Annotated in this window: 23 protein-coding genes; 14 read left to right on the top strand and 9 right to left on the bottom strand. The window is 74.1% G+C overall.

Annotated elements, in window-relative coordinates; all coding sequences use genetic code 11:
• Positions 1–7: 7 nt before the first annotated feature.
• Both ACZ6KO_RS06230 and ACZ6KO_RS06225 read right to left on the bottom strand, forming a co-directional pair.
• Positions 8–769, bottom strand: coding sequence for a DUF1838 family protein (locus ACZ6KO_RS06230; protein WP_469300630.1), 762 nt, complete (start codon positions 767–769; stop codon positions 8–10).
• A gap of 126 nt (positions 770–895) precedes the next feature.
• Positions 896–1,843, bottom strand: coding sequence for an NUDIX hydrolase (locus ACZ6KO_RS06225; RefSeq protein ID WP_469300627.1), 948 nt, complete (start codon positions 1,841–1,843; stop codon positions 896–898).
• Between the two features lie 363 nt (positions 1,844–2,206).
• Between ACZ6KO_RS06225 and ACZ6KO_RS06220 the strand changes: the two genes are divergently transcribed.
• Positions 2,207–2,809 (top strand): hypothetical protein, encoded by a 603-nt coding sequence (locus tag ACZ6KO_RS06220; protein ID WP_469300625.1) that lies wholly within the window; start codon positions 2,207–2,209, stop codon positions 2,807–2,809.
• 73 nt (positions 2,810–2,882) lie between these two features.
• Here the strand turns inward: ACZ6KO_RS06220 and ACZ6KO_RS06215 are convergent, their stop codons facing one another.
• Positions 2,883–3,647, bottom strand: a complete 765-nt coding sequence (locus ACZ6KO_RS06215) for a class I SAM-dependent methyltransferase (protein WP_469300623.1) — start codon at positions 3,645–3,647, stop codon at positions 2,883–2,885.
• Positions 3,648–3,734: 87 nt separating this feature from the next.
• The gene (locus ACZ6KO_RS06210; protein ID WP_469301573.1) at positions 3,735–4,550 is read right to left on the bottom strand and encodes an endonuclease I family protein; all 816 of its coding nucleotides are present in this window, start codon (positions 4,548–4,550) and stop codon (positions 3,735–3,737) included.
• 243 nt (positions 4,551–4,793) lie between these two features.
• Between ACZ6KO_RS06210 and ACZ6KO_RS06205 the strand changes: the two genes are divergently transcribed.
• Both ACZ6KO_RS06205 and ACZ6KO_RS06200 read left to right on the top strand, forming a co-directional pair.
• On the top strand, positions 4,794–5,360 hold the full coding sequence (locus ACZ6KO_RS06205; RefSeq protein WP_469300621.1) for a DJ-1/PfpI family protein: 567 nt from the start codon (positions 4,794–4,796) through the stop codon (positions 5,358–5,360).
• Positions 5,361–6,036: 676 nt separating this feature from the next.
• Complete coding sequence (locus tag ACZ6KO_RS06200; RefSeq protein WP_469300618.1) at positions 6,037–6,258, top strand: acyl-CoA carboxylase epsilon subunit; 222 nt, start codon at positions 6,037–6,039, stop codon at positions 6,256–6,258.
• Between the two features lie 42 nt (positions 6,259–6,300).
• On the opposite strand, the gene ACZ6KO_RS06195 is transcribed toward ACZ6KO_RS06200, so the two are convergent.
• On the bottom strand, positions 6,301–7,932 hold the full coding sequence (locus ACZ6KO_RS06195; protein WP_469300616.1) for an FAD-dependent oxidoreductase: 1,632 nt from the start codon (positions 7,930–7,932) through the stop codon (positions 6,301–6,303).
• A gap of 217 nt (positions 7,933–8,149) precedes the next feature.
• Between ACZ6KO_RS06195 and ACZ6KO_RS06190 the strand changes: the two genes are divergently transcribed.
• The 7 genes from ACZ6KO_RS06190 (at position 8,150) to ACZ6KO_RS06160 (ending at position 13,476) form a co-directional block, all read left to right on the top strand.
• Complete coding sequence (locus ACZ6KO_RS06190) at positions 8,150–9,238, top strand: SchA/CurD-like domain-containing protein (RefSeq protein ID WP_469300614.1); 1,089 nt, start codon at positions 8,150–8,152, stop codon at positions 9,236–9,238.
• A gap of 150 nt (positions 9,239–9,388) precedes the next feature.
• Positions 9,389–9,832, top strand: coding sequence for a cupin domain-containing protein (locus ACZ6KO_RS06185; protein ID WP_469300612.1), 444 nt, complete (start codon positions 9,389–9,391; stop codon positions 9,830–9,832).
• Positions 9,829–11,097, top strand: a complete 1,269-nt coding sequence (locus ACZ6KO_RS06180) for a beta-ketoacyl-[acyl-carrier-protein] synthase family protein (protein WP_469300610.1) — start codon at positions 9,829–9,831, stop codon at positions 11,095–11,097. The genes ACZ6KO_RS06185 and ACZ6KO_RS06180 overlap by 4 nt, the downstream gene beginning before the upstream one ends.
• Positions 11,094–12,365: a beta-ketoacyl synthase N-terminal-like domain-containing protein gene (locus tag ACZ6KO_RS06175; protein WP_469300608.1), complete on the top strand. Its 1,272-nt coding sequence runs from the start codon at positions 11,094–11,096 to the stop codon at positions 12,363–12,365. The genes ACZ6KO_RS06180 and ACZ6KO_RS06175 overlap by 4 nt, the downstream gene beginning before the upstream one ends.
• A 28-nt stretch (positions 12,366–12,393) precedes the next feature.
• A complete protein-coding gene (locus ACZ6KO_RS06170) occupies positions 12,394–12,651 on the top strand; it encodes an acyl carrier protein (RefSeq protein WP_401443704.1) in 258 nt (85 codons plus the stop codon).
• A gap of 4 nt (positions 12,652–12,655) precedes the next feature.
• Positions 12,656–13,108: an SRPBCC family protein gene (locus tag ACZ6KO_RS06165; protein WP_469300605.1), complete on the top strand. Its 453-nt coding sequence runs from the start codon at positions 12,656–12,658 to the stop codon at positions 13,106–13,108.
• A 35-nt stretch (positions 13,109–13,143) separates the two neighbouring features.
• The gene (locus ACZ6KO_RS06160) at positions 13,144–13,476 is read left to right on the top strand and encodes a TcmI family type II polyketide cyclase (protein WP_469300603.1); all 333 of its coding nucleotides are present in this window, start codon (positions 13,144–13,146) and stop codon (positions 13,474–13,476) included.
• A gap of 135 nt (positions 13,477–13,611) precedes the next feature.
• Here ACZ6KO_RS06160 and ACZ6KO_RS06155 read toward each other — a convergent pair whose 3' ends face one another.
• Together ACZ6KO_RS06155 and ACZ6KO_RS06150 are read right to left on the bottom strand one after the other, a co-directional pair.
• Complete coding sequence (locus ACZ6KO_RS06155) at positions 13,612–14,598, bottom strand: threo-3-hydroxy-L-aspartate ammonia-lyase (protein ID WP_469300601.1); 987 nt, start codon at positions 14,596–14,598, stop codon at positions 13,612–13,614.
• A 46-nt stretch (positions 14,599–14,644) separates the two neighbouring features.
• Positions 14,645–15,052, bottom strand: coding sequence for a DUF3224 domain-containing protein (locus tag ACZ6KO_RS06150; RefSeq protein ID WP_469300598.1), 408 nt, complete (start codon positions 15,050–15,052; stop codon positions 14,645–14,647).
• A 118-nt stretch (positions 15,053–15,170) separates the two neighbouring features.
• On the opposite strand from ACZ6KO_RS06150, the gene ACZ6KO_RS06145 reads away from it, so the two are divergent.
• From ACZ6KO_RS06145 to ACZ6KO_RS06135, 3 genes are all read left to right on the top strand, one after another.
• Complete coding sequence (locus ACZ6KO_RS06145) at positions 15,171–16,205, top strand: helix-turn-helix transcriptional regulator (RefSeq protein WP_469300595.1); 1,035 nt, start codon at positions 15,171–15,173, stop codon at positions 16,203–16,205.
• 10 nt (positions 16,206–16,215) lie between these two features.
• Complete coding sequence (locus ACZ6KO_RS06140; protein WP_469300593.1) at positions 16,216–17,265, top strand: alpha/beta fold hydrolase; 1,050 nt, start codon at positions 16,216–16,218, stop codon at positions 17,263–17,265.
• A gap of 170 nt (positions 17,266–17,435) precedes the next feature.
• Positions 17,436–17,879 (top strand): SRPBCC family protein, encoded by a 444-nt coding sequence (locus ACZ6KO_RS06135; RefSeq protein WP_469300590.1) that lies wholly within the window; start codon positions 17,436–17,438, stop codon positions 17,877–17,879.
• Between the two features lie 82 nt (positions 17,880–17,961).
• Here ACZ6KO_RS06135 and ACZ6KO_RS06130 read toward each other — a convergent pair whose 3' ends face one another.
• Positions 17,962–18,507: a DoxX family protein gene (locus tag ACZ6KO_RS06130; RefSeq protein ID WP_469300587.1), complete on the bottom strand. Its 546-nt coding sequence runs from the start codon at positions 18,505–18,507 to the stop codon at positions 17,962–17,964.
• Positions 18,508–18,638: 131 nt separating this feature from the next.
• Between ACZ6KO_RS06130 and ACZ6KO_RS06125 the strand changes: the two genes are divergently transcribed.
• The gene (locus tag ACZ6KO_RS06125; protein WP_469300584.1) at positions 18,639–19,103 is read left to right on the top strand and encodes a MarR family winged helix-turn-helix transcriptional regulator; all 465 of its coding nucleotides are present in this window, start codon (positions 18,639–18,641) and stop codon (positions 19,101–19,103) included.
• Here the strand turns inward: ACZ6KO_RS06125 and ACZ6KO_RS06120 are convergent.
• Positions 19,072–22,326 (bottom strand): amino acid adenylation domain-containing protein, encoded by a 3,255-nt coding sequence (locus tag ACZ6KO_RS06120; RefSeq protein ID WP_469300581.1) that lies wholly within the window; start codon positions 22,324–22,326, stop codon positions 19,072–19,074. The two genes, ACZ6KO_RS06125 and ACZ6KO_RS06120, sit on opposite strands and share 32 nt — an antisense overlap.
• Between the last annotated feature and the right edge of the window lie 326 nt (positions 22,327–22,652).

The following is a 22,652-nucleotide window of genomic DNA, read 5'->3' as shown; positions in this document are numbered from 1 at the left end:
GGCTCCGTCAGGGAGCCCGGTGCGCCCGCACGGCCACCGCACCCTGCGAGGCGAGCTTACGGAAATAGGTCCAGCTGGTCTCGTTCGGCTCGCTCCACTTCTCGGGCGCGTGGGCGAATTCCGGATGGTGCGCGGCGATGAACGCGCGCGTGCGTGCGGGCACCTCGGCGTAGGAGTCGAGCTTGCGGCCCCTGCAGTGGAAGGTGAGGCCGCCGGGCCGCCGGCCCTGCTCCATCCAGGGCAGCCAGGGCGACATCCGCGTCCACGACAAGGTGCAGGGCACGCTGGGCTCGTCGGTCACGAGCACGTGCGCGGGGGCGTAGAACTGGAAGAGCTCCAGCGCCTTGTACGTGTCACCGGCCGAGTGGAGGGGGAACTCGGCGACCGGCAGCGGCGAGGGGTAGGCGAGCGGGATCTCCAGGCTGAAGCAGACCTGGTCGCCGAGCTCGGTCAGGGGCACCGGGAAGGGCCGCAGGTGCTGGTTGGCCGGATCGTTCCAGACGTGCACGACCGGCTTGTCCTGCCAGGTGCTCAGGATCTCGCGGGTCCGCGGGTCCAGGTAGAACGCGGCTTCGCGGGCGAGCAGCCGGTGGCCGCTGCCGTCGGCGGTCAGGCGGGCGACGTTGACGCCTTCGAAGCCGAAGACGTGCCGGTAGGGCTCGTCGGGGGCCCAGGAGTAGACGTCGCCGGACCACCAGACGGTGACTTCCTCGCCGTCGAGGCGGGCGCGGGTGCGGGCGAAGGCGTTCAGGAGGTCCTCAGGTGTCATGGCGCCCACTGTGCGAGGCGGGCACCCGCCCCGGCAAGCCCGCCCGGCGCCCGCCCGGCCCGTATCGGCCGTCGGCGCACGGGCACCCGCCCGTACGCTCTCCCCGTACGGGTGGGTGAGGGAGCGTCAGCCGCCGGTCCGGGGGCGGCCCGCGTACAGTTCGAGGGGGCCCGTGCCCTCGCGCCGCGCGGTCAGGCAGGCCTCGATGCGGCGGCGCAGCGACTTGCCGACCAGGGCGGGCAGTTCCGTGCGCGAGACCATCCGCCACAGCCGCAGCTCGGTCGGGTCCAGGCGGATCCGCGCCAGCGTCGCCCCGTCGAGGACGCCGCCGTCGTACAGGAACCCCACGCGCGCCGGGTACGGGCGCTTCGCCGACCAGTTGACCGCCAGCAGCCGGCCCGGGGCGAGGTCGAGGCCCAGTTCCTCGCGCACCTCGCGGCGCGCGGCCTCGTACGGTGTCTCGCCGAGGTCGGATTCGACGCCGCCGCCGGGCAGGTGCCAGCGGCCGTCGTCGCGGTAGCTCGGCAGGACCAGCAGGACGCGGCCGGCGCTGTCGGTGAACAGCACCTTCGACGCCGTCAGCGCCTTGGGGCGGTTGGCGCGGTGGCTCGCCGTGTCCAGGGTGTGCGCGTGTTCCAGGGCCGCCCGGTCCGCCGCGCCGAGGCCGGCTCCGGAGCCCGGCTGGACGACACCGTCGCGCAGGTGCGCCACCGAACCGGTGTTCAGGGCGGCGACGGCGGCGCGCAGCACCGGCGCGTCCGGCGCCGGGAGCAGCGCGCAGGCCTCTTCCCAGGGGTGGCCGCCCGGTTCCTGCTCCGGGACGGGTCCCGCGAGGTGGACGTGGACGATCCGCGCCGGTCCGCCGGGGCCGGCGGCCGTGCCGGGGGTGAGGGAGTTCACCGCGAGCAGCCGCCCGACCCGCACGTCCCGGCCGAGCTGGCTGCGGAGGTGCCGGGCCAGGGCCTCCTCGGGTGTCTCGGCGCCGCCGACGGCGCCGCCGGGCAGCGCGAAGCCGCCGCGTGCGGCGGAGCGGGTGAGCAGCAACCGGCCCCGCCCGTCCGGCAGGACGGCCACCGCCTCGACGTGCGGGGCGGACGGGACGGAGTGGGCGGGCGTGGCGATGACGGTGTCCTCGGATCGGGCGGAAGCGGTGGCCGGCGCACCGACGGACGGGGCCGGGCGGGGCCGGGCGGGCGACGGCCGCCCGGAGGGGTGGGGCCGGGCCGTGCTGCCGGGCGTACGGAATGCGTGCTCAGGGCACGATATCCGGACCGGCCGCCGTCGTCGCGCCCCGTGGGTGCCGGCGGCCGGGGCGGCCGTCCCGGCGCGGCGCACGGTGGTGCGTCGTCGGGCGCACGGGCGGCTGCCCGCGGCCGCGTTGGGCCGAACGGGTGAGGGCGTGGCCCGGCGGGCCCGGCGGTGCGTCAGGCTGGGGGCGTGCTGCTGCGCCGTGCCCTGCCCCTGACCCTGGCCGCCCTGCTCGCCACCGCCGGATGCGTCACCGTCGGCCCGCGCCCGGAGCGGGACGACGCCCGCCGGCTCGGCCCGGCCGCGGCACGGTCGGCCCCGCCGTCGCCGGGACCGCCGGTGATACCCCTCGGCCGGCTCCCGGAACCGAACGGCGCGAACGGAACGGCCGGTCCGGCCGCGGCGGGGGCGGGGGCCGGGGCCGGGGAGGTCGACGACCTAGCGGGGGCACGGGAGCCGGCGGGCGCGGTGGGCGGAGACCGCCCGCCGATGCCGGACGGCGCCCCGCGGAGCGCGGTGGAGCCGCCCCGCCAGGCACGGCCGCGGCCGCCGCGCCGGACGGGGCGGCTCCCGGTTCCGGCCCGGAGCCGGGGTGCCGCCCTCCCGCACCGGCCGCCGCACCCGCGGCACCGGCCGGGACCGGCGTACGGGGCGGGGCCGGGGCACCGCTCCGAGCTGCGGCAGCCGGCGCAGCCGGCGCTCCCGTCCGACATGGCCGGCCTGTGCGCGGTGGCACGCGGAACCGTCCCGCCCTCGGTGGTCGATCTCTGCGTGGGCCGTTACGGACGCTGAACACCCGGTCGGAAGCGCGTACGCCGCCGCGCCCGGTGGATTCGGCTCACACCCGCGCGCGTCCGGGCGCCTTTCACGCACCCGGACGCGTCGGCCCGCCGTCCGGGCCGCGGACCGCCACGTTCAGCTCCACCACGTACCGCTCGTCGACCCAGCCGTCGGGGAACAGGCCGGTGAGCCGGACGCGCTCGTCGGCGAGGAACGCGTCGGTGCCGGGCCGTCCGATGAGGAAGAGGGAGTGCGTCGACAGCTTGGCGAGGTGGGCGTCCACGCTCACCCGCCGCGACCAGCGCAGCAGCCGGGTCGTGAAGTCCAGACCGGGCCGCGGGCGGGTCCGCTCGTTGATGTACCAGCCGGGGCCGAAGCGCTCCTCGATGCGGGCCTCCTGGTCGGCGATCCACGCCACGGAGGTGTCCGGGTCGTTCGACCAGACGGCCAGCGCGCCGCCCGGGCGCAGCACGCGCAGCACCTCGGGCACGGCGTGGGCGGGGTCGGTCCAGTGCCAGGACTGGGCGTACGTCAGGAGGTCCAGTGAGCCGGTGGCGAAGGGCAGTTGGTTGCCGTCGCCGCGGACCACGGGCACCCCGGGGTTGCGGCGCCGGAACTCGGCGGCCATGCCCGCGCCGGGCTCGACGCCGGTGACCCGGGCTCCGCGTGCGTGCAGCAGGGCCGTGGCGATGCCCGTGCCCGCCCCGACGTCGGCGACGCGCGCGCCCGCGAGCGGGCGGCCGCAGAGCTCCTCCAGCGCGTCGAGGAGCGCCGGCGGGTACGAGGGCCGGTGGTCGGCGTAGCGGGCGGCGGCGGCACTGAAGGAGCGCGCACGGGAGGGAGTCGTCATGGCGGCCATGATGCCCGGCGGCCCGGTCGCCGAGGAGGGCGCGCCGGGCCCGCCGGGAGTCGTGCGCACCTGCTCTGAAGGTCCCGGCTACCAGATCTGGTCGACCCACTCCGGGTGGTCGATGAAGGGGTTGCGGTTGTGCTGGTAGGTGTCGTAGATGACCTGGTTGCGGCGCTGCTCGAAGGCGTCCGGCGGGTCCATCTGGTGCCACTGCTTAAGGACGCTGATCCGGCCGGTGGCGGGCAGTGAGCCGTTGTTGACCCGGTCGTTCATCTCCAGGTTGGCGAAGCCGTCCCCGCCCTCGTAGCGCACCGCCATGTACAGCAGCATCCGCGCCACGTCACCCTTGACCGCGTCCCGGGGCTCGAAGGAATCCGCGTCGGTGAGGCTGCCGGGGGCCTCGGCGACCGGGCTGCCGCCCCGGTCGAAGTCCTTGTTGCCGCGCGTGCTGTTGACGGTGACGTCCTCGGGACGCAGGTGGTGCAGGTCGGTGCCGGGACCGGTGGCGGTGCCGAAGTCGCCGTGGCTCTTGGCCCAGACGTGCTCACGGTTCCAGTCGTTGGCGCCGCCGCCGTTGGTGGACTTGGCCTGGGAGCGGCCGGAGTAGACGAGGATGACGTTGTTGCGGTTGGCGGGGTCCTCGTCGGTGACCTTGAGGGCGTTCCAGACCTGGTCGTAGGTGACCTTCGACTGGTTCTTGATGATGCCGTGGAGCGCGGCCTTGAGGGCCGGGCCGGTCTTGCCCTGGGCGGGGGCGTAGTAGTCGGCGACGCCGACGCCCGCCGGCGGGGCGGTCGCGGCTCCCTGCTGACCGGCGGAGGCGGAGGCCGGTACGAGGAGCAGGGCGGCGGCCGCCGCGGCCGCGAGTGCGGCGGCCCAGGGGGCCGTGCGCGCGAGTCTCATCACGTGGGGGACCTCTCCACACGCACCGCTCCCGCCCGGGGAATTGGCGGGATGTCAGGTGGCAGAGCGAGGCTTGCATTGTCATGCGCCCTACAGGTGAAGACCATGTGTCGCGCACACGGACTTCTCCGGCCGCCCACTCGCCCGGCCCAGGCCCTCTTGGCAGCGGGGCTCCCGCCGGGCACCGTATCCGCAGGCCCGTCCGGGCCCGAGGTGCCGAACAGCCCCTACCTGGAGCAGCCCATGGCCGTACAGATCCTCATCGTCACCGGCGACGCCGCGGAGTCACTGGAGGTCCTCTACCCCTACCAGCGCCTGCGCGAGGAGGGGTACGAGGTCCACATCGCGGCCCCCACCGCCAAGAAACTGCGGTTCGTCGTCCACGACTTCGAGGACGGGTTCGACACGTACACGGAGAAGCCGGGCTACACGTGGCCCGCGGACCTGGCGTTCGCCGACGTCGATCCCGACCGGTACGCCGCCCTGGTGATCCCCGGCGGCCGGGCGCCGGAGTACCTGCGCAACGATCCCGAGGTACGGCGGATCGTGGCCGCGTTCACCGAGGCCGACAAGCCGATCGCGCAGATCTGCCACGGACCGCTGATCACGGCCGCGGGCGGCGGGCTGACGGACCGCCGGGTGACGGCGTACCCGGCGCTGGAGCTGGACATGAAGGCGGCGGGCGCGGCCTTCGAGGACGCGGAGACGGTGGTGGACGGCACGCTGGTCTCGGCCCGCGCCTGGCCGGACCACTCCCGGTGGATGCGGGAGTTCCTGACCGTCCTGCGCGGCAAGGCCCCGCTGGCCTGACGCGGCGGACCGGTCAGCGCCGCCGACAGCAGGCGGCGACGGCGGCCGTGGCGCCCAGAACCGCCACGGCCGCGACCCACAGGGACCCCGCGGCCCGCGATGAGCACGGCGGGCGAGCCGGCCGCGGCGCCGAGCCCCGCGCCCGCCGCGAAGAGCGCGAGGCCCGCTAGAGCGCGCCCTTGCGCCCGTGGCGGTCTCCGAGGGCTGCGGCTGGTATCAGCAGCGCGGCGAAGGCGATGACGTAGGCGTCGACCGCGCACGCGTGGCTGCGGGCGTGCGCGGAGGAGCTGATGCTGGACGGCCGTCGGCCGGCGCTCTGGCCTGCGGCCCGCGGCGAGGGGGCCGGAGCGCGTACGGGGGGGCATGCCCGCGTGGGGAGCGGGCGCCGGCCCGGGACGCGGGGCCCGTGCGGGGGTCGCGCGTTCGTGTGGGGAGCGGGCGCTGATGCGGGGCCCGGGGGAGCGTACGGGGGGTGCGGGTTCATCCGGGTGGCGGTATCGGCGGGCGGATCGTGGGTGGGCTCTGCGTTGCGTCGTTGTGGGGGGCGGGCCGGTGCGGGGGGCCTTTCATCGGCGCGCCGGGCGTGGCGGGCGGACGTAGCGTCGCTCGTGCCATCGGTCGCCCGCCCGGTGACCGGTGGCACGAGCGGATCCCCTTGCACGAGAGGCCCTGTGCCATGCCCGAAGACGTGCCTGTGGCGGAGTTGCTGAGGATCGAGAGGGGCTGCGCGGACCCGGAGGAACTGGCCGCGATAGCCGTCGTCGTCGCCTGTCTGGTGGGACGGGCGTCCCGGGCCGCCGCCGCGGCCGTCCCCGCCGCCACCCTGTCCGCCCGGCCGCACCGGCCCGGCGGGGCGCGCCTGACCTCCTGCTGGGCCGGGTGCTGGACATGCCGATGAGTCCCGCCGCCCCCTCGGGGCGGCGGGACTCCCGCACGTGTCTCAGGCGCGGCGCAGCAACGAGGTCATCACCTCGGTCAGCGTCCGGCCCGGGTCCTTCTCGGCGCCCGGCGAGCGCCAGGCCACGAAGCCGTCCGGGCGGACGAGCACCGCGCCCCGGTCCGTGATGCCGTGGGCCTCGGCCCAGTCGGTGTCGGGCTCGGGCACCAGGTCGGCGTCCGGGCCGGCGCCGACGGTGACGGCTTCGAGCCGTACGCCGAGCCGGTCGGCGACGGCCGACGCGGACGAGCGCCACGGCGTACCGGCGGCGCTGAGCAGCACGAACGCCCGCTCGTACAGGTCGAGCGTCGAGATCCGCTCGCCGTCCCGCTCCATCCACAGGTGCGGGGCGCGGGTGCCGGGTTCACCCGTCAGGTGCAGTTCGGCGGGGACGACCGGCCGGTTCCGGTCGGCGCCGACGACCGCGCCCTGCGGGTAGCCGTAGGCCATGGCGGTGGCGAGGACGCCGCCCCCGGGCGGGCCGAGGGCGACCGGCGGCGCGTAACCGGGGTGGCTGTGCTCGGCCGAACGGGCGGAGGCGCGCTCGCTGGTGGCGATGGCGACCGGCAGCCGCTCCTCCTCGTAGGTGTCGAGGAGGTCCATGCCCGCCGTGCCCTCCAGGACCGCGGCGATCTTCCAGGCGAGGTTGTGACCGTCCTGGATGCCGGTGTTGGAGCCGAACGCGCCGGTGGGGCTCATCTCGTGGGCGGCGTCGCCGGCGAGGAAGACCCGGCCGACGCGGTACTTCTGCGCCACCCGTTCGGCCGCGTGCCAGGGCGCGCGACCCAGGATCTCGACGTCGAGATCCGGGGCGCCGATGGAGCGCCGGATGTGGTCGATGCAGCGCTCGTCGGTGAAGTCCTCCATGGTCTCGCCCGTCTCGGGGTGCCAGGGGGCGTGGAAGACCCAGTGCTGCTGGTTGTCGACGGGCAGCAGGGCCCCGTCGGCGCCGGGGCGCATCAGGTAGCAGACGATGAAGTTGAGGTCGCCGAGGACCGCGCGCATGCCGCGGGAGCGGAAGGTGACGCTCACGTTGTGGAAGAGCTCGCCGCTGCCGGTCTGCGGGATGCGCAGGGACTCCCGGACGGGGCTGCGGGGGCCGTCGCAACCGATCAGGAAGTCCGCCCGTACGGTGCGGTGCTCACCCGTCTGCCGGTCCTTGACCAGCGCCGTCACTCCCGTGGCGTCCTGGTCGAAGCTCATCAGCTCGGTGCCGAAACGGATGTCGGCGCCCTGCCGGGCACTCTGCTCGGTGAGCACCGGCTCGATGTTGTTCTGGCTGCACAGGCACCAGCCGGTGGGGCTGACGTCGGCCAGTGCGCCGCGCCGGGCGATCTCCTTGACCAGCCACTTCTGCGGGGATCCGTCGGTCAGCGACTCGGTCTGCAGGATGCCCTGGCTGTCCTTGAGCGCTGCGGCCGCCTTGCGGATGGCCGGTTCCGCCCTGGCCGTGCGGAACAGCTCCATCGTCCGGGCGTTGATGCCGCGTCCGCGCGGGTGGATCGACGTCTCGGAGTGCTTCTCGACCAGCATGTGCCTGATGCCGTGACGGCTCAGGAAGAGCGAGGTCGACAGGCCCACGAGTGAACCGCCCACGATGAGGACCGGTACGCGTTCCGCTGCGTTCTCTTCCATCGACTGGGGTGCTCCTGTTCCTGAGGGGGGATCGGATCTTCTATGCCCCCGCAGGCGCCTCCCGCACGGCCATTCACCCGCACAGCGGGTGTCCCGGACGCCGTACGGTCACCCGCTTGATCCGCATATCTCGCGCTTTCGTTCGGTGTGGGATGCGATGAGTGACACCGATGCCCGATGAGCACCGGTCGCTCCTGTCCCGTGTGAGGAGACAAAGATGACAACCACCCTTCCCGATCGGGTGTCGCAGTCGGCTTTCGACGGCTCCATGCTCCGGGTCGTCTTCCTGGTCGATCTCCACGAGGGGACGCAGCAGGAGTTCTTCGACGCGTACGACCGGATGCGCCACGAGGTGGCCTCCGTGCCCGGACACATCAGCGACCAGCTGTGCCAGTCCTTCGAGAACCCCTCCCAGTGGCTGATCACGAGCGAGTGGGAGAGCGCGCCGCACTACTTCGCCTGGGTCAACAGCGACGAGCACATCGAGCAGGTCCGCCCGCTGAGCGTGTGCATGCGCAGCAACAAGGCGCTGAAGTACACCGTGCTGCGCGAGACCGGCCGGCCCTCGGCCAAGCAGCTGCAGTCCGCGCCGCGGCTCGGCAGCGGCATCGTGCGGCACGCCCTGACGTTCACGGTCAAGCCGGGCAGCGAGGAGCGGGTCAGGGAGCTGCTGGCGGGGTACGCCTCCCCCAAGGCGCGCGTCGACGCGCACACCCGGCTGGCCCGCACCACCCTGTTCATGCACGGCAACCGCGTGGTGCGCACGGTGGAGATCGAAGGCGATCTGATGGCGGCGCTGCGCCACGTGGCGATGCAGCCCGAGGTGCGGGCGGTCGAGGAGGCGATCAACCCCCACCTGGAGCAGGACCGCAACCTCGACGACCCCGAGTCGGCCCGCGTGTTCTTCATGAAGGCGGCGCTCCCCGCGGTGCACCACATCGCCGCGCGGGGGGCGGACTCCGCCGAGGTGACCCGGCACGCCCTCTACTACCCGGCCAAGCCCGGCTGCGGCACCGCCGTCGCCCGGTTCCTGGCCCGCCAGGACGAGCTGGCGGCCCAGGACCCGGCGAGCCCGGTCCGCTCCAGCTGCCTCTTCCAGCGCGACGACGTCGTCGTCCGGCTGGTCGACGTCAGCGGACCGCTCGACGGCGTCGAGCCCGACCTGGCCTTCGGTATCCGCGGCCGGCGCAAGGCCGCGGTGCTGGCCCGCCTGCTGGACGTCCCGGCGATGGAGAAGGCCAGCAGCCTCCTGGACCGCCAGACGATGACGCTGGTCACCGACCGGCGGGCGCCGGCGGAGCGCTGACGCGGCTCCCCTCCCCCACACGAGCCCTCCCCTCCCGCACGAGCCCTCCCCTCCCGCGCGAGCCCGCACCACCTCCCCGCACGCGAGCCCTCCCGCCCGCGGACCTCCGGAAAACTCCACCCGATCCACCCGATCCGAAGGGACACAGCCGTGACCGGATACGGCCCACGCATCGTGGACCTCAGCGACACCCAGCCCAACCGCAAGCGCGGCGGCGACCTGCGAGCCATGCTGACGCCGACGTCGGTCGGCGCCACCAGCGGCTTCATGGGCGTGGCCACCATCGAGCCCGGCGAGTTCATCAGCGAGCACTACCACCCGTACTCCGAGGAGTTCGTGTTCGTGACCGACGGCCGCCTCGAGGTCGACCTGGACGGCGAGCCGCACCCGCTGCGCGCCGACCAGGGCCTGCTGGTGCCCATCAACGTCCGGCACCGCTTCCGCTGTGTCGGCGACACCGCCGCCCGGATCGTCTTCCATCTGGGCCCCCTGGCGCCCCGGCCCGAGCTGGGCCACGTGGACACCGAGGCGTACCCACACGGTCTGGGCGACGACGACGGCCGGCCCGTCTTCCCCGTCGGGACGGCGCCGTGAGGCGGCGCGTGGTGGTCACCGGGATCGGTGTGGTCGCTCCCGGTGGAATAGGCGCGCCGGCCTTCTGGGATCTGCTGGCCAACGGCCGTACGGCCACCCGGGGCATCACCTTGTTCGACCCGACCGGCTTCCGCTCCCGGATAGCCGCCGAGGTCGACTTCGACCCCGCCGAGCACGGCCTGACCGACGAGGACACCGCACGGGCGGACCGCTACATCCAGTTCGCGCTGGTCGCGGCCCGGGAGGCGGTACGGCAGGCCGGGCTGCGCACCGACGACGAGGCGTCCTGGCGGACCGGGGTGTCCATGGGCACCGCGGTGGGCGGCACCACCCGACTGGAGCACGACTACGTCGAGGTGAGCCGTACCGGCGCGCGCTGGGACGTGGACCCCGCCCGCGCGGGCGTGCACCTCCAGCGGGCGTTCACCCCGGCCACCCTGGCCAGCGCGGTGGCGGAGCTGACCGGTGCGCGCGGGGCCGTCCAGACGGTCTCGACGGGCTGCACCTCCGGTCTGGACGCGGTCGGGTACGCCTTCCACTCCATCGAGGAGGGGCGGCTCGACGTGTGCGTGGCCGGCGCCTCCGACTCCCCGATATCCCCGATCACGGTGGCCTGCTTCGACGCCATCAAGGCCACCTCCCCCAACAACGACGACCCGGCCCACGCCTCCCGCCCCTTCGACGCGCACCGTGACGGCTTCGTGCTCGGCGAGGGCAGCGCCGTCCTGGTGCTGGAGGAGCTGGAGCACGCCAGGGCGCGGGGCGCGGACATCCTCTGCGAGATCAGCGGATACGCGACCTTCGGCAACGCCCACCACATGACGGGGCTGACCACGGAGGGCCTGGAGATGGCCCGCGCGATCGAGGTCGCGCTCGGCCAGGCCGGCCTGGACGCCACCGAGATCGATTACGTCAACGCCCACGGATCGGGCACCAAGCAGAACGACCGGCACGAGACGGCCGCCGTCAAGCGGGTCCTCGGCGAGCACGCCTACCGCACGCCGATGACCTCCATCAAGTCGATGGTGGGCCACTCGCTGGGCGCGATCGGCGCCATAGAGCTGGCGGCCTGCGTCCTGGCGATGACCCGCCAGGTCGTGCCGCCCACCGCCAACTACGAGACCCCCGACCCCGAGTGCGACCTGGACTACGTACCGAAGACCGCCCGCAGCCGCGAGCTGCGCAGCATCCTCTCGGTCGGCAGCGGCTTCGGCGGCTTCCAGTCCGCCGTCGTGATGACCGACGCCCAAGGGACCCTGTCATGAGGGACGAATCCGCGAGCACCACCCACTCCCCGCGCCGGGCCGTGATCACCGGAATCGGTGTGGTCGCGCCCAACGGCACCGGCGCCGAAGCCTTCTGGAAGGCGACCCAGTCGGGCCTGTCCGTGCTGGACCGCGTCACCCGCGAGGGCTGCGAGGACCTCCCGCTGCGGGTCGCGGGCGAGGTACGGGGCTTCGACGCGGGCGCGGTGATCGAGGAGCGGTACGTCGTCCAGACCGACCGGTTCTCGCACTTCGCCCTGGCCGCCGCCGACCTCGCCCTGGAACACGCCCGGTTCGGCAGGTCCGAGTGGGAGACGGACCCGTTCTCGGTCGGGGTGGTCACCGCGGCCGGTTCGGGCGGCGGCGAGTTCGGCCAGCGGGAGCTGCAGCGGCTGTGGTCCCAGGGACCGAAGTACGTCGGCCCGTACCAGTCGATCGCCTGGTTCTACGCGGCGAGCACCGGGCAGATCTCCATCCGGCACGGGTTCAAGGGCCCGTGCGGGGTGGTCGCCGGTGACGAGGCGGGCGGCCTGGACGCCTTCGCGTACGCCGGGCGGGCCGTGCGGCACGGCAGTGCGGCGGTCCTGGTCGGCGCCACGGAGGCGCCGCTCGCGCCGTACTCGATCGCCTGCCAGCTCGGGTACGAGGACCTGAGCACCCGTACGGAGCCGGAGCGCGCCTACCGGCCCTTCACCTCGGACGCCTGCGGGTTCTCGCCGGGCGAGGGCGGCGCGATGTTCGTCGTCGAGGACGAGGAGGCCGCCCGCCGCCGGGGCGCGCCCGTCCGGGCGCTGATCGCCGGGCACGCCGCGACCTTCACCGGGCCGCGGGAGTGGGAGCGGTCGGCGGACGGTCTCGTGCACGCCATCCGCGGGGCGCTGGCGGAAGCCGGCTGTGCCCCGCAGGAGGTGGACGTGGTGTTCGCCGACGCGCTGGGCACCCCGGTGGCGGACGCCGCCGAGGCCCGCGCCATCGCCGAGGCCCTGGGCGCGCACGGGCTCAAGGTCCCGGTGACCGCGCCCAAGACCGGGACCGGGCGGGCGTACTGCGCGGCGTCCGTGCTGGACACGGCGGCCGCGGTGCTGGCCATGGAGCACGGCGTGGTGCCGCCCACGCCGAACGTCTTCGACGTGTGCCACGAGCTCGACGTGGTCACCGGAAGTGCCCGGCCGGCCGAACTCCGGACGGCACTGGTGCTGAGCCGGGGCCTGATGGGCTCCAACGCGGCACTCGTCGTACGCAAGGCCTCCGCGGAGCCGTCCGCGTAGGGGACTCGTAGGAAGAGAGGAAGAGTCGATGTCAGACCGACTGACGATCGAAGAGCTGGCCACCCTGATGAAGTCCGGTGCCGGCATCACCGTCGACCCCGCCGAGATGGCGAGCCGACCCGACACCCGCTTCGACGACTACGGCCTCGATTCCCTGGGGCTGCTGGGCATCGTCGGCGAGCTGGAGAACCGCAGGGGCCGCTCCCTGCCGACGGACGCCGACCGCTGCAAGACCCCCCGCGAGTTCCTCGACCTCGTCAACAACAGCCTGATGACAGGAGCCTGAGCACATGCCCGGACACACCGACAACGAGATCACCGTCAGCGCACCCGTCGACGTGGTGTGGGAGATGACCAACGACCTCCCCAACTGGCCGCACCTGTTCAGCGAGTACGCCGCCGTCGACATCCTCGCCGAGGAGGGCGACACGACGCGGTTCCGCCTGACCATGCACCCCGACGAGAACGGGACGGTGTGGAGCTGGGTCTCGGAGCGGACCACCGACCGCAAGGGTCTCGAGGTGCGCGCGCGGCGGGTCGAGCCCGGCCCCTTCGCGTACATGAACATCCGGTGGCACTACGCGCCGGTGCCGGGCGGGACGAAGATGCGCTGGGTGCAGGACTTCGAGATGAAGCCGGACGCCCCGGTCGACGACCACGGCATGACCCAGCACATCAACCGCAACTCCAAGATCCAGCTGGAGCTCATCCGCGACAAGATCGAAGCGCACGTCGGCCAGTGACGCCGCACCGCACCCGACCCGAAGGACACACCTCAATGCATCGAGCCCTCATCGTCGCCCGGATGGCGCCGGGATCGGCGCCGGACATCGCGGAGCTGTTCGCGGCCTCGGACGAAGGGGAACTCCCCCACGTCGTCGGGGTGACCGGACGCAGCCTCTTCCAGTTCGGGGAGCTGTACTTCCATCTGATCGAGTCGGACCGGCCGACGGAGCCGCAGGTCGCCAAGGCGGCCGCGCACCCGGAGTTCCAGGAGCTCAGCCGCCGCCTGCAGTCGTACGTCAGCGCGCACGACCCCACGACGTGGCGCAGTCCGAAGGACGCGATGGCGACCGAGTTCTACCGCTGGGAGCGCTCCGCCACCGGGTGAGGGCGGCGGTCGCACGACCGTCCGGCGCGCGCGACGGGCCCTCCCGCGAGGGCCCGTTGCGCTGCACCGGGCGTGGGCGTGGCATCCGGTTCCGCGTGATCGGCACCAGCCGCTGGGGCTGGGGCGGCTGCGGCGCTACGGCTCGCGCAGCAGGTCGGCGTACCGGTCGAGGTCGACGTTGCCGCCGGTGACGATCACCCCGATCCGGCGGCCGCGCAGGTCCTCGGCGCGGGCGCGGGCGGCGGCCAGTCCCAGGCAGCCGGTGGGTTCGACGACCAGCTTCAGGTACGTCGCGAAGGCGCGCATCTCGGCGGCCAGCTCGTCGTCGGTCGCGGTCAGGACGGTGGGCCGCTCACGGCGCAGGATCGCGAAGGGCAGCTCGCCCACGTGCTGGGTCTGGGCGCCGTCCGCGATGGTCTTGGGGGTGTCGATGTGCACGATCCGGCCCTCGGCCAGGGAGCGCCGTACGTCGTCGCCGGCCTCCGGCTCGACGCCGTGGAGCACGCAGTCGGGCGCGAGGGCGCGGGCGGCGAGCAGGCTGCCGGAGAGCAGTCCGCCGCCGCCGAGCGGGACGAACAGCGCGTCGAGGGGGCCGGCTTCCTCGAAGAGCTCCTTGGCCGCCGTACCCTGCCCGGCGATGACGTCCGCGTGGTCGTACGACGGTACGAGGGTGAGTCCGTGCTCCTCGGCAAGGGCCCGGCCGATGGCCTCGCGGTCCTCGGTGTAGCGGTCGTAGCGGACGATCCGGCCGCCGTAACCGCGGGTGGCGGCGACCTTGGCGGCGGGGGCGTCGTGCGGCATGACGATGGTGGCGGGGATGCCGAGCAGCCGGGCGGCCAGCGCGACGGCCTGGGCGTGGTTGCCGGAGGAGAAGGCGACCACGCCCGCCGCGCGCTGGCGGGGGGTGAACCGGGACAGCGCGTTGAAGGCGCCGCGGAACTTGAAGGCGCCGGCCCGCTGGAGGTTCTCGCACTTGAACAGCACCCGGGCGCCGAGCTGTTCGTCGATGATCCGGGAACTGAGGACGGGGGTGCGGTGGGCGTGCCCGGCGATCCGCCGGGCGGCGGCCACGACGTCGTCGTAGGTGGGGAGGGGACGGCCGTCTGTAAGGTGCTCTGTCATAGGACGGTCCTTTCCAGATCCGGTCCGGCCCAACCTCCCGCGCCCGTCAGTCCAGTGCGTAGTCGAAGGTGTAGGCGACCGGCGTCTCGCCATGACGGTAGGTGAAGGTGCCGGTGCCCCGCAGGCCCGCGAGCTCGCCGGTACCGCTGCCGGGCACCACCTCGAAGGTGCAGGTGAGGGGGGCGTCGGGGCCGAAGGAGCCGCGTTCCTCGGCGACGAAGCTCCCCTTGCGGCCGTCGAGGCTGCCGGTGAACACCTCCGCACCGGTGAAGTGGCCCGAGTCCGCGGTGAGGTAGACGGTGGTGTACGCACAGGCCGTGGCGGCCGCCTCGATGCCGCCGGTGAAGGTGTTGACGACCGAGGCGCGGGTCAGGCGCGGCTGCGCGTCTTCGGGGGTCAGGGCGGCCTCCTCCCAGTCGGCGAAGGTGAAGTGGCCCGAGGTGCGGGTGGACATGGGGGTCCTTCCGGTCGTGCTGGCGGTGCCGTGCGGGGCGTCTCCCGTACGGCGTGCGCACCAGCCTGCGCGCCGTACCTGACACCTTCTGTCAGGTATGCGGGCCACAATGGGGGCCATGCGCGCCGACCGGCTCCTCTCCCTGCTCCTGCTGCTCCAGAACCGCGGCCGGATGACCGCGCCCGAACTGGCGGCGGAGCTGGAGGTGTCGGTCCGCACGGTCTACCGGGACATCGAGTCGCTCGGGGCGTCGGGCGTGCCGGTGCTGGCCGACCGGGGGCCGGCGGGCGGCTACCGGCTGATGGACGGCTACCGCACCCGGCTCACGGGCCTGACGGACGCCGAGGCGGACTCGCTGTTCCTGTTGGGGGCGCCGGGGCCGGCCCGCGACCTGGGGCTGGGGGCGGTGCTGGCCACGGCCCGGCTGAAGGTGCGGGCCGCGCTGCCGGCCGGGCTCGCGGAGCGCTCGCGTCTGGTGGAGGACCGCTTCCACCTGGACGCGCCCGCCTGGTTCCGGGACGCCGACCCGGTGCCGCACCTGGCGGCGGTGGCGCGGGCGGTGTGGGAACAGCGGGTGCTGCGGGCGCACTACCGGCGCTGGAGCGGCGAGGTGCACCGGGAGCTGCGGCCGCTGGGGCTCGTCCTGAAGAGCGGCATCTGGTACCTGGTCGCGCAGGCGGTGGATCCGGCGGGCGTGCGGACCTACCGCGTCTCGCGACTGCTGGGCGTGGAGCCGACCGGCGAGGTCTTCGAACGGCCGGAGGGCTTCGCGCTGGTGGCGTACTGGGAGGAGCAGGCCCGGAGGCTGGAGAGCCGGCTGCACCAGCAGACGGCACGGCTGCGGCTGTCGCCGCGGGGCGTGAAGCTGCTGCCGATGCAGTTCGGCGCGGCGGGCTCCCGCGCCGTGGCGGCCGCGGGCCCGCCTGACGCGGAGGGCTGGGTGGAGGTCGACCTCCCCGTCGAGTCCGCGTCGGTCGCGGTCGGCGATCTGCTCCGGCTGGGCCCGGAGGCCGAGGTCCTGGGCCCCGCGCCGTTGCGCGAGGCACTGTCCGGCACGGTGGAGGTCCTGGCGCGGCGGTACGCACGCGGGGCCGGCGCACGCACGGAAGCCGGGTGGCGCAATTCAGCCGATCATGGTTGCGCCAACTCCTAGGCTCGGGCGCATGGATGACATCAGTGGCATCAGTGACATGAGTGGCAAGAGCAGCACAAGTGGTGCGAGCAGCACGAGTGGCCAGGGCGACGTCACCGGTACCGCCGGGCGCTCGCGGCGCCGCGTGCTGAAGGCCGCCGTGGCCGGAGCCGGTGCCGTCGCCGCGGTGGGGGCCGGCGCCTCCGCCGCGCACGCGGACGGGCGGCGGCGCGGCGCGCCCACGTTCGTCCTCGTCCACGGTTCCGGCAGCAACTCCTTCGGCTGGGCACCCCTGCTGGGCGAGCTGGGCCTGCGCGGCCACCGCACGGTCGCGGTCGATCTGCCCGGGCACGGGTACGACGCCTACTTCCCCGTCTCCTACCAGGCGCCCCAGGACCTGGAGCGGCTGCGCACCGAACCGTCCCCGATCTCCCGGGTCACGCTCGCGGACTGCGCGGCGCGCGTCGTCGAGGTGGTGCGGCGGGCGCACCGCAACGGCCCGGTGGTGCTCGTGGGCCAGAGTCTGGGCGGGGCGACGGTGAACGCGGTCGCCAACCAGGTGCCCGAGCTGCTGGCCCACCTGGTGTACATGTCGGCGTTCTGCCCGACCAAGCACACCTCGGTGCAGGAGGTGATGATGACCCCGGAGGCACGGACCAGTGCCCTCTTCCGGATCCCGCCCTTCCCGACCGCGCCGGGGCTGGGCGTCAACCGGGTCAACTGGCGTTCGAACGACCCGGCCATGTTCGCCGCCGTCAAGGAAGCCCTGGCGGCCGACTGGTCCGACGCGGAGGTGCGGGCGATCCTCAACATCCTCGAGCCGGACGAGTCGGCGGCCCTCGGCACCAGCGACTCCCGGGGCCTGCCGGAGACCTGGGGCCGGGTGCCGCGCACGTTCGTCCGGCTCACCGAGGACCGGGCGATCCCGCTGGCCGTGCAGGACCTGATGATCCGCGCGGCGGACGAGACGACCCCGCGCAACCGGTTCCGCGTACGGTCGCTGGCCGCGCCGCACATCGGTCCGCGCGACCCGCGGCTGATGGCGGACGAACTGGAGCTCGTCGCCCGGCTGTGCCACTGAGCACCGCCGGCCTCGGCTGACGAGCCCGGCTGACGTACCCGGCCGGCGGATCAAATCGGCGTACCGGACCGACGTGCCGGACGCCCGTCGGCGTGGTCGGATGGACCTCTACGTCCGTCCGACCGGGGTACGGGCCGCCCGGCCTGTTCGCCCAGACGAGGAGCCCGCACATGGCTGGGCAGTTCGAGGCAAGCGTCGTGATCGACCGGCCGGTGGAGCAGGTCTTCGCCTATCTGGCCGACGGCCGCAACGATCCGCGGTTCAGCCCGCGCGTCCAGCGGATCGAACGGGTGCCGGACACCCCGACGGCCGTCGGCACGGTCTTCCGCAGCACCGTGAAGGACGCCGGGATGAAGACGGCCCGGGAGTTCCGGATCACCGAGTTCGACGCGCCGCGGCGCATGCGCTGGACCGAGGTCAGCAAGAACCTCGTCACCGCCGACGGCGGTTACGACCTGGAGCCGCTGTCCGGCGGCCGGACCCAGGTGCGGATCTTCAACACGCTCACCGGCCACGGCGTCGGCAAGCTGCTGGTGGGCCTGGCGCTCGGCGCCGCCCGCAAGGACGCCCCGGCCTTCGGGCAGCGGATCAAGGCGGCCGTCGAGGCCGCCTGAGGGGCCGGCGCGGCAACGAGCCACGGGGCAGGGGACCCGCGGTGTTCCGCGGGCCCCCTGCCCCGTGGCGTCGCCGCGCGCGTCAGTTGCGGACGAACAGCAGGACCACGAAGCCGGCCACGACGCCCAGCAGCAGGGCCGCCGGGGCGTACCACGGCCGCGGGGTGCGCAGGTACGGCAGGAAGCGGTCCACCGAGTACCGGCCGGGCCCGGTGAGGATGATGCCCACCACCGCCGCGGTGAGCAGGAGCTCGTACTCCACGCCCTTCGGGCCGGTGAAGGCCTCCAGGCCCTTGACCCCGAGGATGTTGATCAGGGTGCCGAGGAGCGCGGCGCCGGCGAGCGGGGTGAGCAGACCGAGCGCGAGGCCGAGGCCGCCGAAGGTCTCGGACAGACCGGCGATGACGGCCATGGCCTCCCCGGAGGGGTATCCGGCCATCTCGAAGAACTTTCCGGTGCCGCTGATGCCGCCGCCGTCGAACCAGCCGAAGAGCTTCTGCACGCCGTGCACGGCCATGGTCAGGCCCACGGCCACACGGATGACGAGCAGGCCGAGATCGTGCGTGGCGGCGTAGCCCGCCGACAGGGAGTCGCGGGAGGGCGTGACGGACATGCCGGGAGAGGTCATGGGGGTGGATCTCTCTGGTGGGGGACGTGGAACGGGGTGGAGCCGGGTGTGGCACTGGTGTTTCGAATTCGAACTATTGCCGACCATAGCTCGTGATTCAAATTGGAACAACCAGGCGTAAGGTGTTGGCCATGGGTGACACGAGATGGCTCTCCCCGGAGGAGATGCGCGCCTGGGACGGCTTCCTGGCGGCGTCGGCCTTGCTCAACCGGCAGCTCGACCAGCAGCTGAAGGAGGATTCCGGTCTCTCGCACCCCCAGTACGAGATACTGGTCCGCCTCGCGGCGGCGCCGGACGCCGAACTGCGCATGACCGACCTCGCGAACGGCCTGATCAACTCCAAGAGCGGGCTGACGTACCAGGTCACGCAGCTGGAGAAGGCCGGGCTGGTCCGCCGCCGCAGCTGCCCCACCGACGTCCGCGGCGTCTTCGCGGTTCTCACCGAAACGGGCCGCCGCCGTCTGGAGGAGGCCGCTCCCGGCCATGTCTCCGCCGTACGGAACTACCTCATCGACGTCCTGACCGAGGAGCAGCTGACCGCGATAGCCGACGGGCTCGGCGAGGTCAGTGCCCGGCTGCGCGCCGCGGGTCGGTGAGGAAGCCCGACGTGTGGAAGTACCGGATGTAGTGGTCCAGGAGTTCGGCGTCGACCGGCGGGCAGACCAGTCCGCTGCCCGCCAGGTCCCGTTCGATCCGGGCGCGACCGAGCTCGGGGAAGTGCGTGGTGGCGCACAGCTCCTCCAGCGTGACCGTGCCGCCCGCCGCGAGCGTGGTGAACCGCGGGGCGAAGGGCGTGAAGGAGTGGCCGGGCCGGTCGGCGAGGTGGGCCGCCATCGCTTCGGTCCACGCGTGGTAGCCGATGGTCTCGATGCGGTGCCCGTGCGCCCTCAGCCGCTCCACTAGGTCCTCCAGCACTGCCTCGTGCGGGTTGGTGAGGTGGTACGTCTGCCCGCTCGCCTCGTGGTGCAGGGCGAGGTGGACGATGGCGGCGGCCGCGTGGTCGACGGGGACGAGGTTGAGGGCCACCGGGAGGTCCGGGGCCAGCCCCAGCTCCGTAATGATCTTGAAGAGTTCACAGAGGGCGGCGCCGCTGTTCCAGGTGTGGCTGCGGGTGTCGCCGGTGATCTCGTGCGGACGGTGCACGGCGGCCGGCAGTCCGGCCAGGGCGGCCTTGCGGACCAGCTGCTCGGCGACCCACTTGCTCTCCGTGTACCCCATGGACAGCAGCTCGACGTGGTCGAGCGGGGTGTCCTCCGCCACGCGCCGCACGCCCGCCGCGCCGAAGCCGTGCACCACCCCGATGGTGGAGACGAAGTGCAGCGGGACGGCGCGGGCGGCGGCCAGCGCGATGATCTCGGCCGTGCCGTCGACGTTGGCCGGCCGCAGCTGTTCGTAGGGGTAGAGGAAGTTGACGTCGGCCCCGCAGTGGTGGATGACGTCCGCGCGGGAGGCCAGGCCGGCGTACGCGGCGTCGGTGAGCCCGAGGCGGGGTGCCGCGAGATCGCCGAGGTGGACGCGGACGCGGCCGTCGCCGGGCAGCGGGCGGGCGATGCCGTGCCGGGTGCGGGCCTGCTCCAGGCGGCGCCGGGCGTGCGCGTCGTCGCGGGCGCGGACCAGCAGGTGGATCTCGGCGCCCGTTCGGTCGAGGAGTTCGTTCAGCAGGTGGGCCCCGAGGAACCCGGTGGCGCCGGTGAGCAGGACGTGCCGGGGCGCCCGCCAGTCGGGACGGGGTTCGGCCGTGGTCAGGACGGGCGGTACGGGCCGGTCGAGGTCGGGGAGCCAGCGGTCGGCGACGGAGAGCCGGGGCGGGGCGGGCAGGCCGCGCACGGTGGCTTCGACGCAGGCCGTGAACGCCTTCAGGGTGGGCTGCATCAGGAGTTCGCCGACCAGGCGGTAGCTGTGCGAGCCGCCGATGGACAGCGCGTCCTGGACCAGGCGGACCAGCTTGGAGGCGGTCAGTGAGTTCCCGCCGCGCTGGAAGAAGTCGTCGTCGGGGCCGTCCCCGGGGGCGTGGGCCACGCTCTGCGGGAGGGTCTCGGCCCAGATCCGGGCGACCACGTCGGCGACGGTCGCCGGGGCGGCCGCCGCCGCGGCCGGCGGCACGCGGGCGGGCGCCGGTTCGGCGGGCGGGGTCAGGGCGAGCAGGGCGGCACGGTCGACCTTGCCGTTGGCGGCCAACGGCAGCTGGCCGAGCACCGTGATGGTGGCCGGGACCATGAAGGCGGGCAGCCGTGCGGCGAGGTGGGCGCGCAGCTCCTGGCCCGTGGGGCCGCCGGCCGGGGCCGCGGGGCCGGTGGCGGCGTACAGGGCGAGGTGGCGGGTGGCGCCGTCCTCGCGGGGCAGGACCACGGAATCGGTGACGGCGGGGTGGGCGGCCAGCGCCCGGCGTATCTCGTCGAGTTCGATGCGGAACCCGCGGACCTTGACCTGGTCGTCACGCCGGCCCCGGAACTCCAGCAGCCCGTCGGCGCGCGTACGGACGAAGTCGCCGGTGCGGTAGACCCGCCCGGAGGCCAGGGTCACGAAACGGCGGGCGCTCTCGGTGGCGTTGTTGAGGTAGCCGGCGGCGACGGCCGGTCCGCCGACGCACAGCTCGCCCTCCTCCCCCGGCGCGGCCGGCGTGCCGTCCTCGCGCAGGACGTGGCAGACGGTGTCGGCGATCGGCCGGCCGATGGGCACGCCGGTGGCGCCGTCGGGTACGTGCGCCACCTCGTACGCGGTGGCCACGCAGGCCGCCTCGGTGGGGCCGTAGGCGTTGACCAGGTGCTCGGGGCGGCCGCGTTCCAGGACCCGGCGGGCCGCGTCCGGCCGCAGGGCCTCGCCGCCGGTGAGGACGTAGCGCAGGCCGGCGAAGGTCTCGGGGCGTTCCTGCGCGATGTGGTGGAAGACGCTGGTGGTGGCGAACACGACGCTGACGCGCTGCTCGCGCAGGAACGCGTGCAGGGCGTAGGGCGCGAGGAGGAGGGTGGAGTCGGCGGGCACCAGACAGGCGCCGCCGAGCAGGGCGGGCCACATCTCCAGGACGGAGGCGTCGAAGGAGAGCGTGGCGGCGTGCAGGACGCGGTCGGTGGGGCGGACCTCGTAGAAGCCGTTGCCGACGGCGAGCCGGATCAGACCGCGCTGGGGCACGGCGACGGCCTTGGGCCGGCCGGTGGTGCCGGAGGTGAACATCACGTACGCCGGCACGTCGGCGTCGGCGGCCTCGGGCGCGACGGCGGACGCGGTGCCGGGCGTGGCGGCGGACACGGCGGTGGCGGCAGCGGAGGCGGTGGCGGACGGGAGCGACGCCCGCCCGGCCATCCGGCGCTCCCCCCGCGCCGGGTGCGGGGCCGGCGTGGCTCCGGTCGGCCCCTGGGGCCGCGCCGCGCGGCGGCCGGTGGTCAGGACGTGGTGGTAGTCCCAGGCGGGGGCGGGCGCGCGGTCGGGCGCACCGGCGCCGGGGAGGCGGACGAGGGCCACGGCCGCGGTGTCCTCCAGCATGCCGGCGACGCGGGCTGCGGGCAGCGACTCGTCGAGCGGGAGGTACGTCGCGCCGGCGCAGACGACGCCGAGCAGCGCGACGCAGGCCTCGGCGCCGCGCGAGCCCGCGACGGCCACGACCGCGCCGCGCACCACACCCAGGGCGGCCAGACCGGCCGCGAAGTCGTCCACGAGCGCGAGGAGTTCGGCGTACGTGTACCGCACCCCGCCGGGCGTGTCGACGGCGGGCCGGCCCGCGTGCCGCCGGGCCCGCTCGCGGAACAGCGCGGCGAGCGGCCGCCCGTACAGCTCCTGATCCGCCGTGTCCCCCGGCCGTCCCGCCGTCACGTCCACCGTCATGGCGCCACCCTCCCCAAAACAAAGCGAGCACTCACTCTGATATGAGGGTAGCCACTCCCGGGCCCACCGCGTCCGCACCGACGCGATCCGGCCAATTCGGTCCCGAAGACGACGCGAAGCCGTTGGTCGGCGGAAGGCCGTCGACGGCCGTCAGGGTCTGTGCCGCCGCCGTCGCCGGCCGGTCCCCGCCGCGCGAGCGGGTGCAGCCGAGGCGTTCCGCACGGGAGTTGTCCACACGGCCGGCCGTGGACGCCCGCGTGGACCGGGCCGCTCCTGGCCGGCGCCCGGCGCGGGCGGTCAGGACGGCTGACGCGGTGTCCGCGGCT

This window comes from Streptomyces sp. NPDC042102 (genome assembly GCF_055582305.1).
Note: the sequence above shows the minus strand (reverse complement) of the source record. Positions and strands in the feature narration are given on the sequence as shown.

Coding starts and splice junctions, on each gene's coding strand:
- ACZ6KO_RS06215 (WP_469300623.1), bottom strand. CDS start 3,647: ATGACGACTCCCTCCCGTGCGCGCTCCTTCAGTGCCGCCGCCGCCCGC.
- ACZ6KO_RS06205 (WP_469300621.1), top strand. CDS start 4,794: ATGGCCGTACAGATCCTCATCGTCACCGGCGACGCCGCGGAGTCACTG.
- ACZ6KO_RS06150 (WP_469300598.1), bottom strand. CDS start 15,052: ATGTCCACCCGCACCTCGGGCCACTTCACCTTCGCCGACTGGGAGGAG.
- ACZ6KO_RS06145 (WP_469300595.1), top strand. CDS start 15,171: ATGCGCGCCGACCGGCTCCTCTCCCTGCTCCTGCTGCTCCAGAACCGC.
- ACZ6KO_RS06230 (WP_469300630.1), bottom strand. CDS start 769: ATGACACCTGAGGACCTCCTGAACGCCTTCGCCCGCACCCGCGCCCGC.
- ACZ6KO_RS06210 (WP_469301573.1), bottom strand. CDS start 4,550: ATGAGACTCGCGCGCACGGCCCCCTGGGCCGCCGCACTCGCGGCCGCG.
- ACZ6KO_RS06170 (WP_401443704.1), top strand. CDS start 12,394: ATGTCAGACCGACTGACGATCGAAGAGCTGGCCACCCTGATGAAGTCC.
- ACZ6KO_RS06135 (WP_469300590.1), top strand. CDS start 17,436: ATGGCTGGGCAGTTCGAGGCAAGCGTCGTGATCGACCGGCCGGTGGAG.
- ACZ6KO_RS06140 (WP_469300593.1), top strand. CDS start 16,216: ATGGATGACATCAGTGGCATCAGTGACATGAGTGGCAAGAGCAGCACA.
- ACZ6KO_RS06120 (WP_469300581.1), bottom strand. CDS start 22,326: ATGACGGTGGACGTGACGGCGGGACGGCCGGGGGACACGGCGGATCAG.
- ACZ6KO_RS06125 (WP_469300584.1), top strand. CDS start 18,639: ATGGGTGACACGAGATGGCTCTCCCCGGAGGAGATGCGCGCCTGGGAC.
- ACZ6KO_RS06155 (WP_469300601.1), bottom strand. CDS start 14,598: ATGACAGAGCACCTTACAGACGGCCGTCCCCTCCCCACCTACGACGAC.
- ACZ6KO_RS06175 (WP_469300608.1), top strand. CDS start 11,094: ATGAGGGACGAATCCGCGAGCACCACCCACTCCCCGCGCCGGGCCGTG.
- ACZ6KO_RS06200 (WP_469300618.1), top strand. CDS start 6,037: ATGCCCGAAGACGTGCCTGTGGCGGAGTTGCTGAGGATCGAGAGGGGC.
- ACZ6KO_RS06165 (WP_469300605.1), top strand. CDS start 12,656: ATGCCCGGACACACCGACAACGAGATCACCGTCAGCGCACCCGTCGAC.
- ACZ6KO_RS06190 (WP_469300614.1), top strand. CDS start 8,150: ATGACAACCACCCTTCCCGATCGGGTGTCGCAGTCGGCTTTCGACGGC.
- ACZ6KO_RS06195 (WP_469300616.1), bottom strand. CDS start 7,932: ATGGAAGAGAACGCAGCGGAACGCGTACCGGTCCTCATCGTGGGCGGT.
- ACZ6KO_RS06160 (WP_469300603.1), top strand. CDS start 13,144: ATGCATCGAGCCCTCATCGTCGCCCGGATGGCGCCGGGATCGGCGCCG.
- ACZ6KO_RS06130 (WP_469300587.1), bottom strand. CDS start 18,507: ATGACCTCTCCCGGCATGTCCGTCACGCCCTCCCGCGACTCCCTGTCG.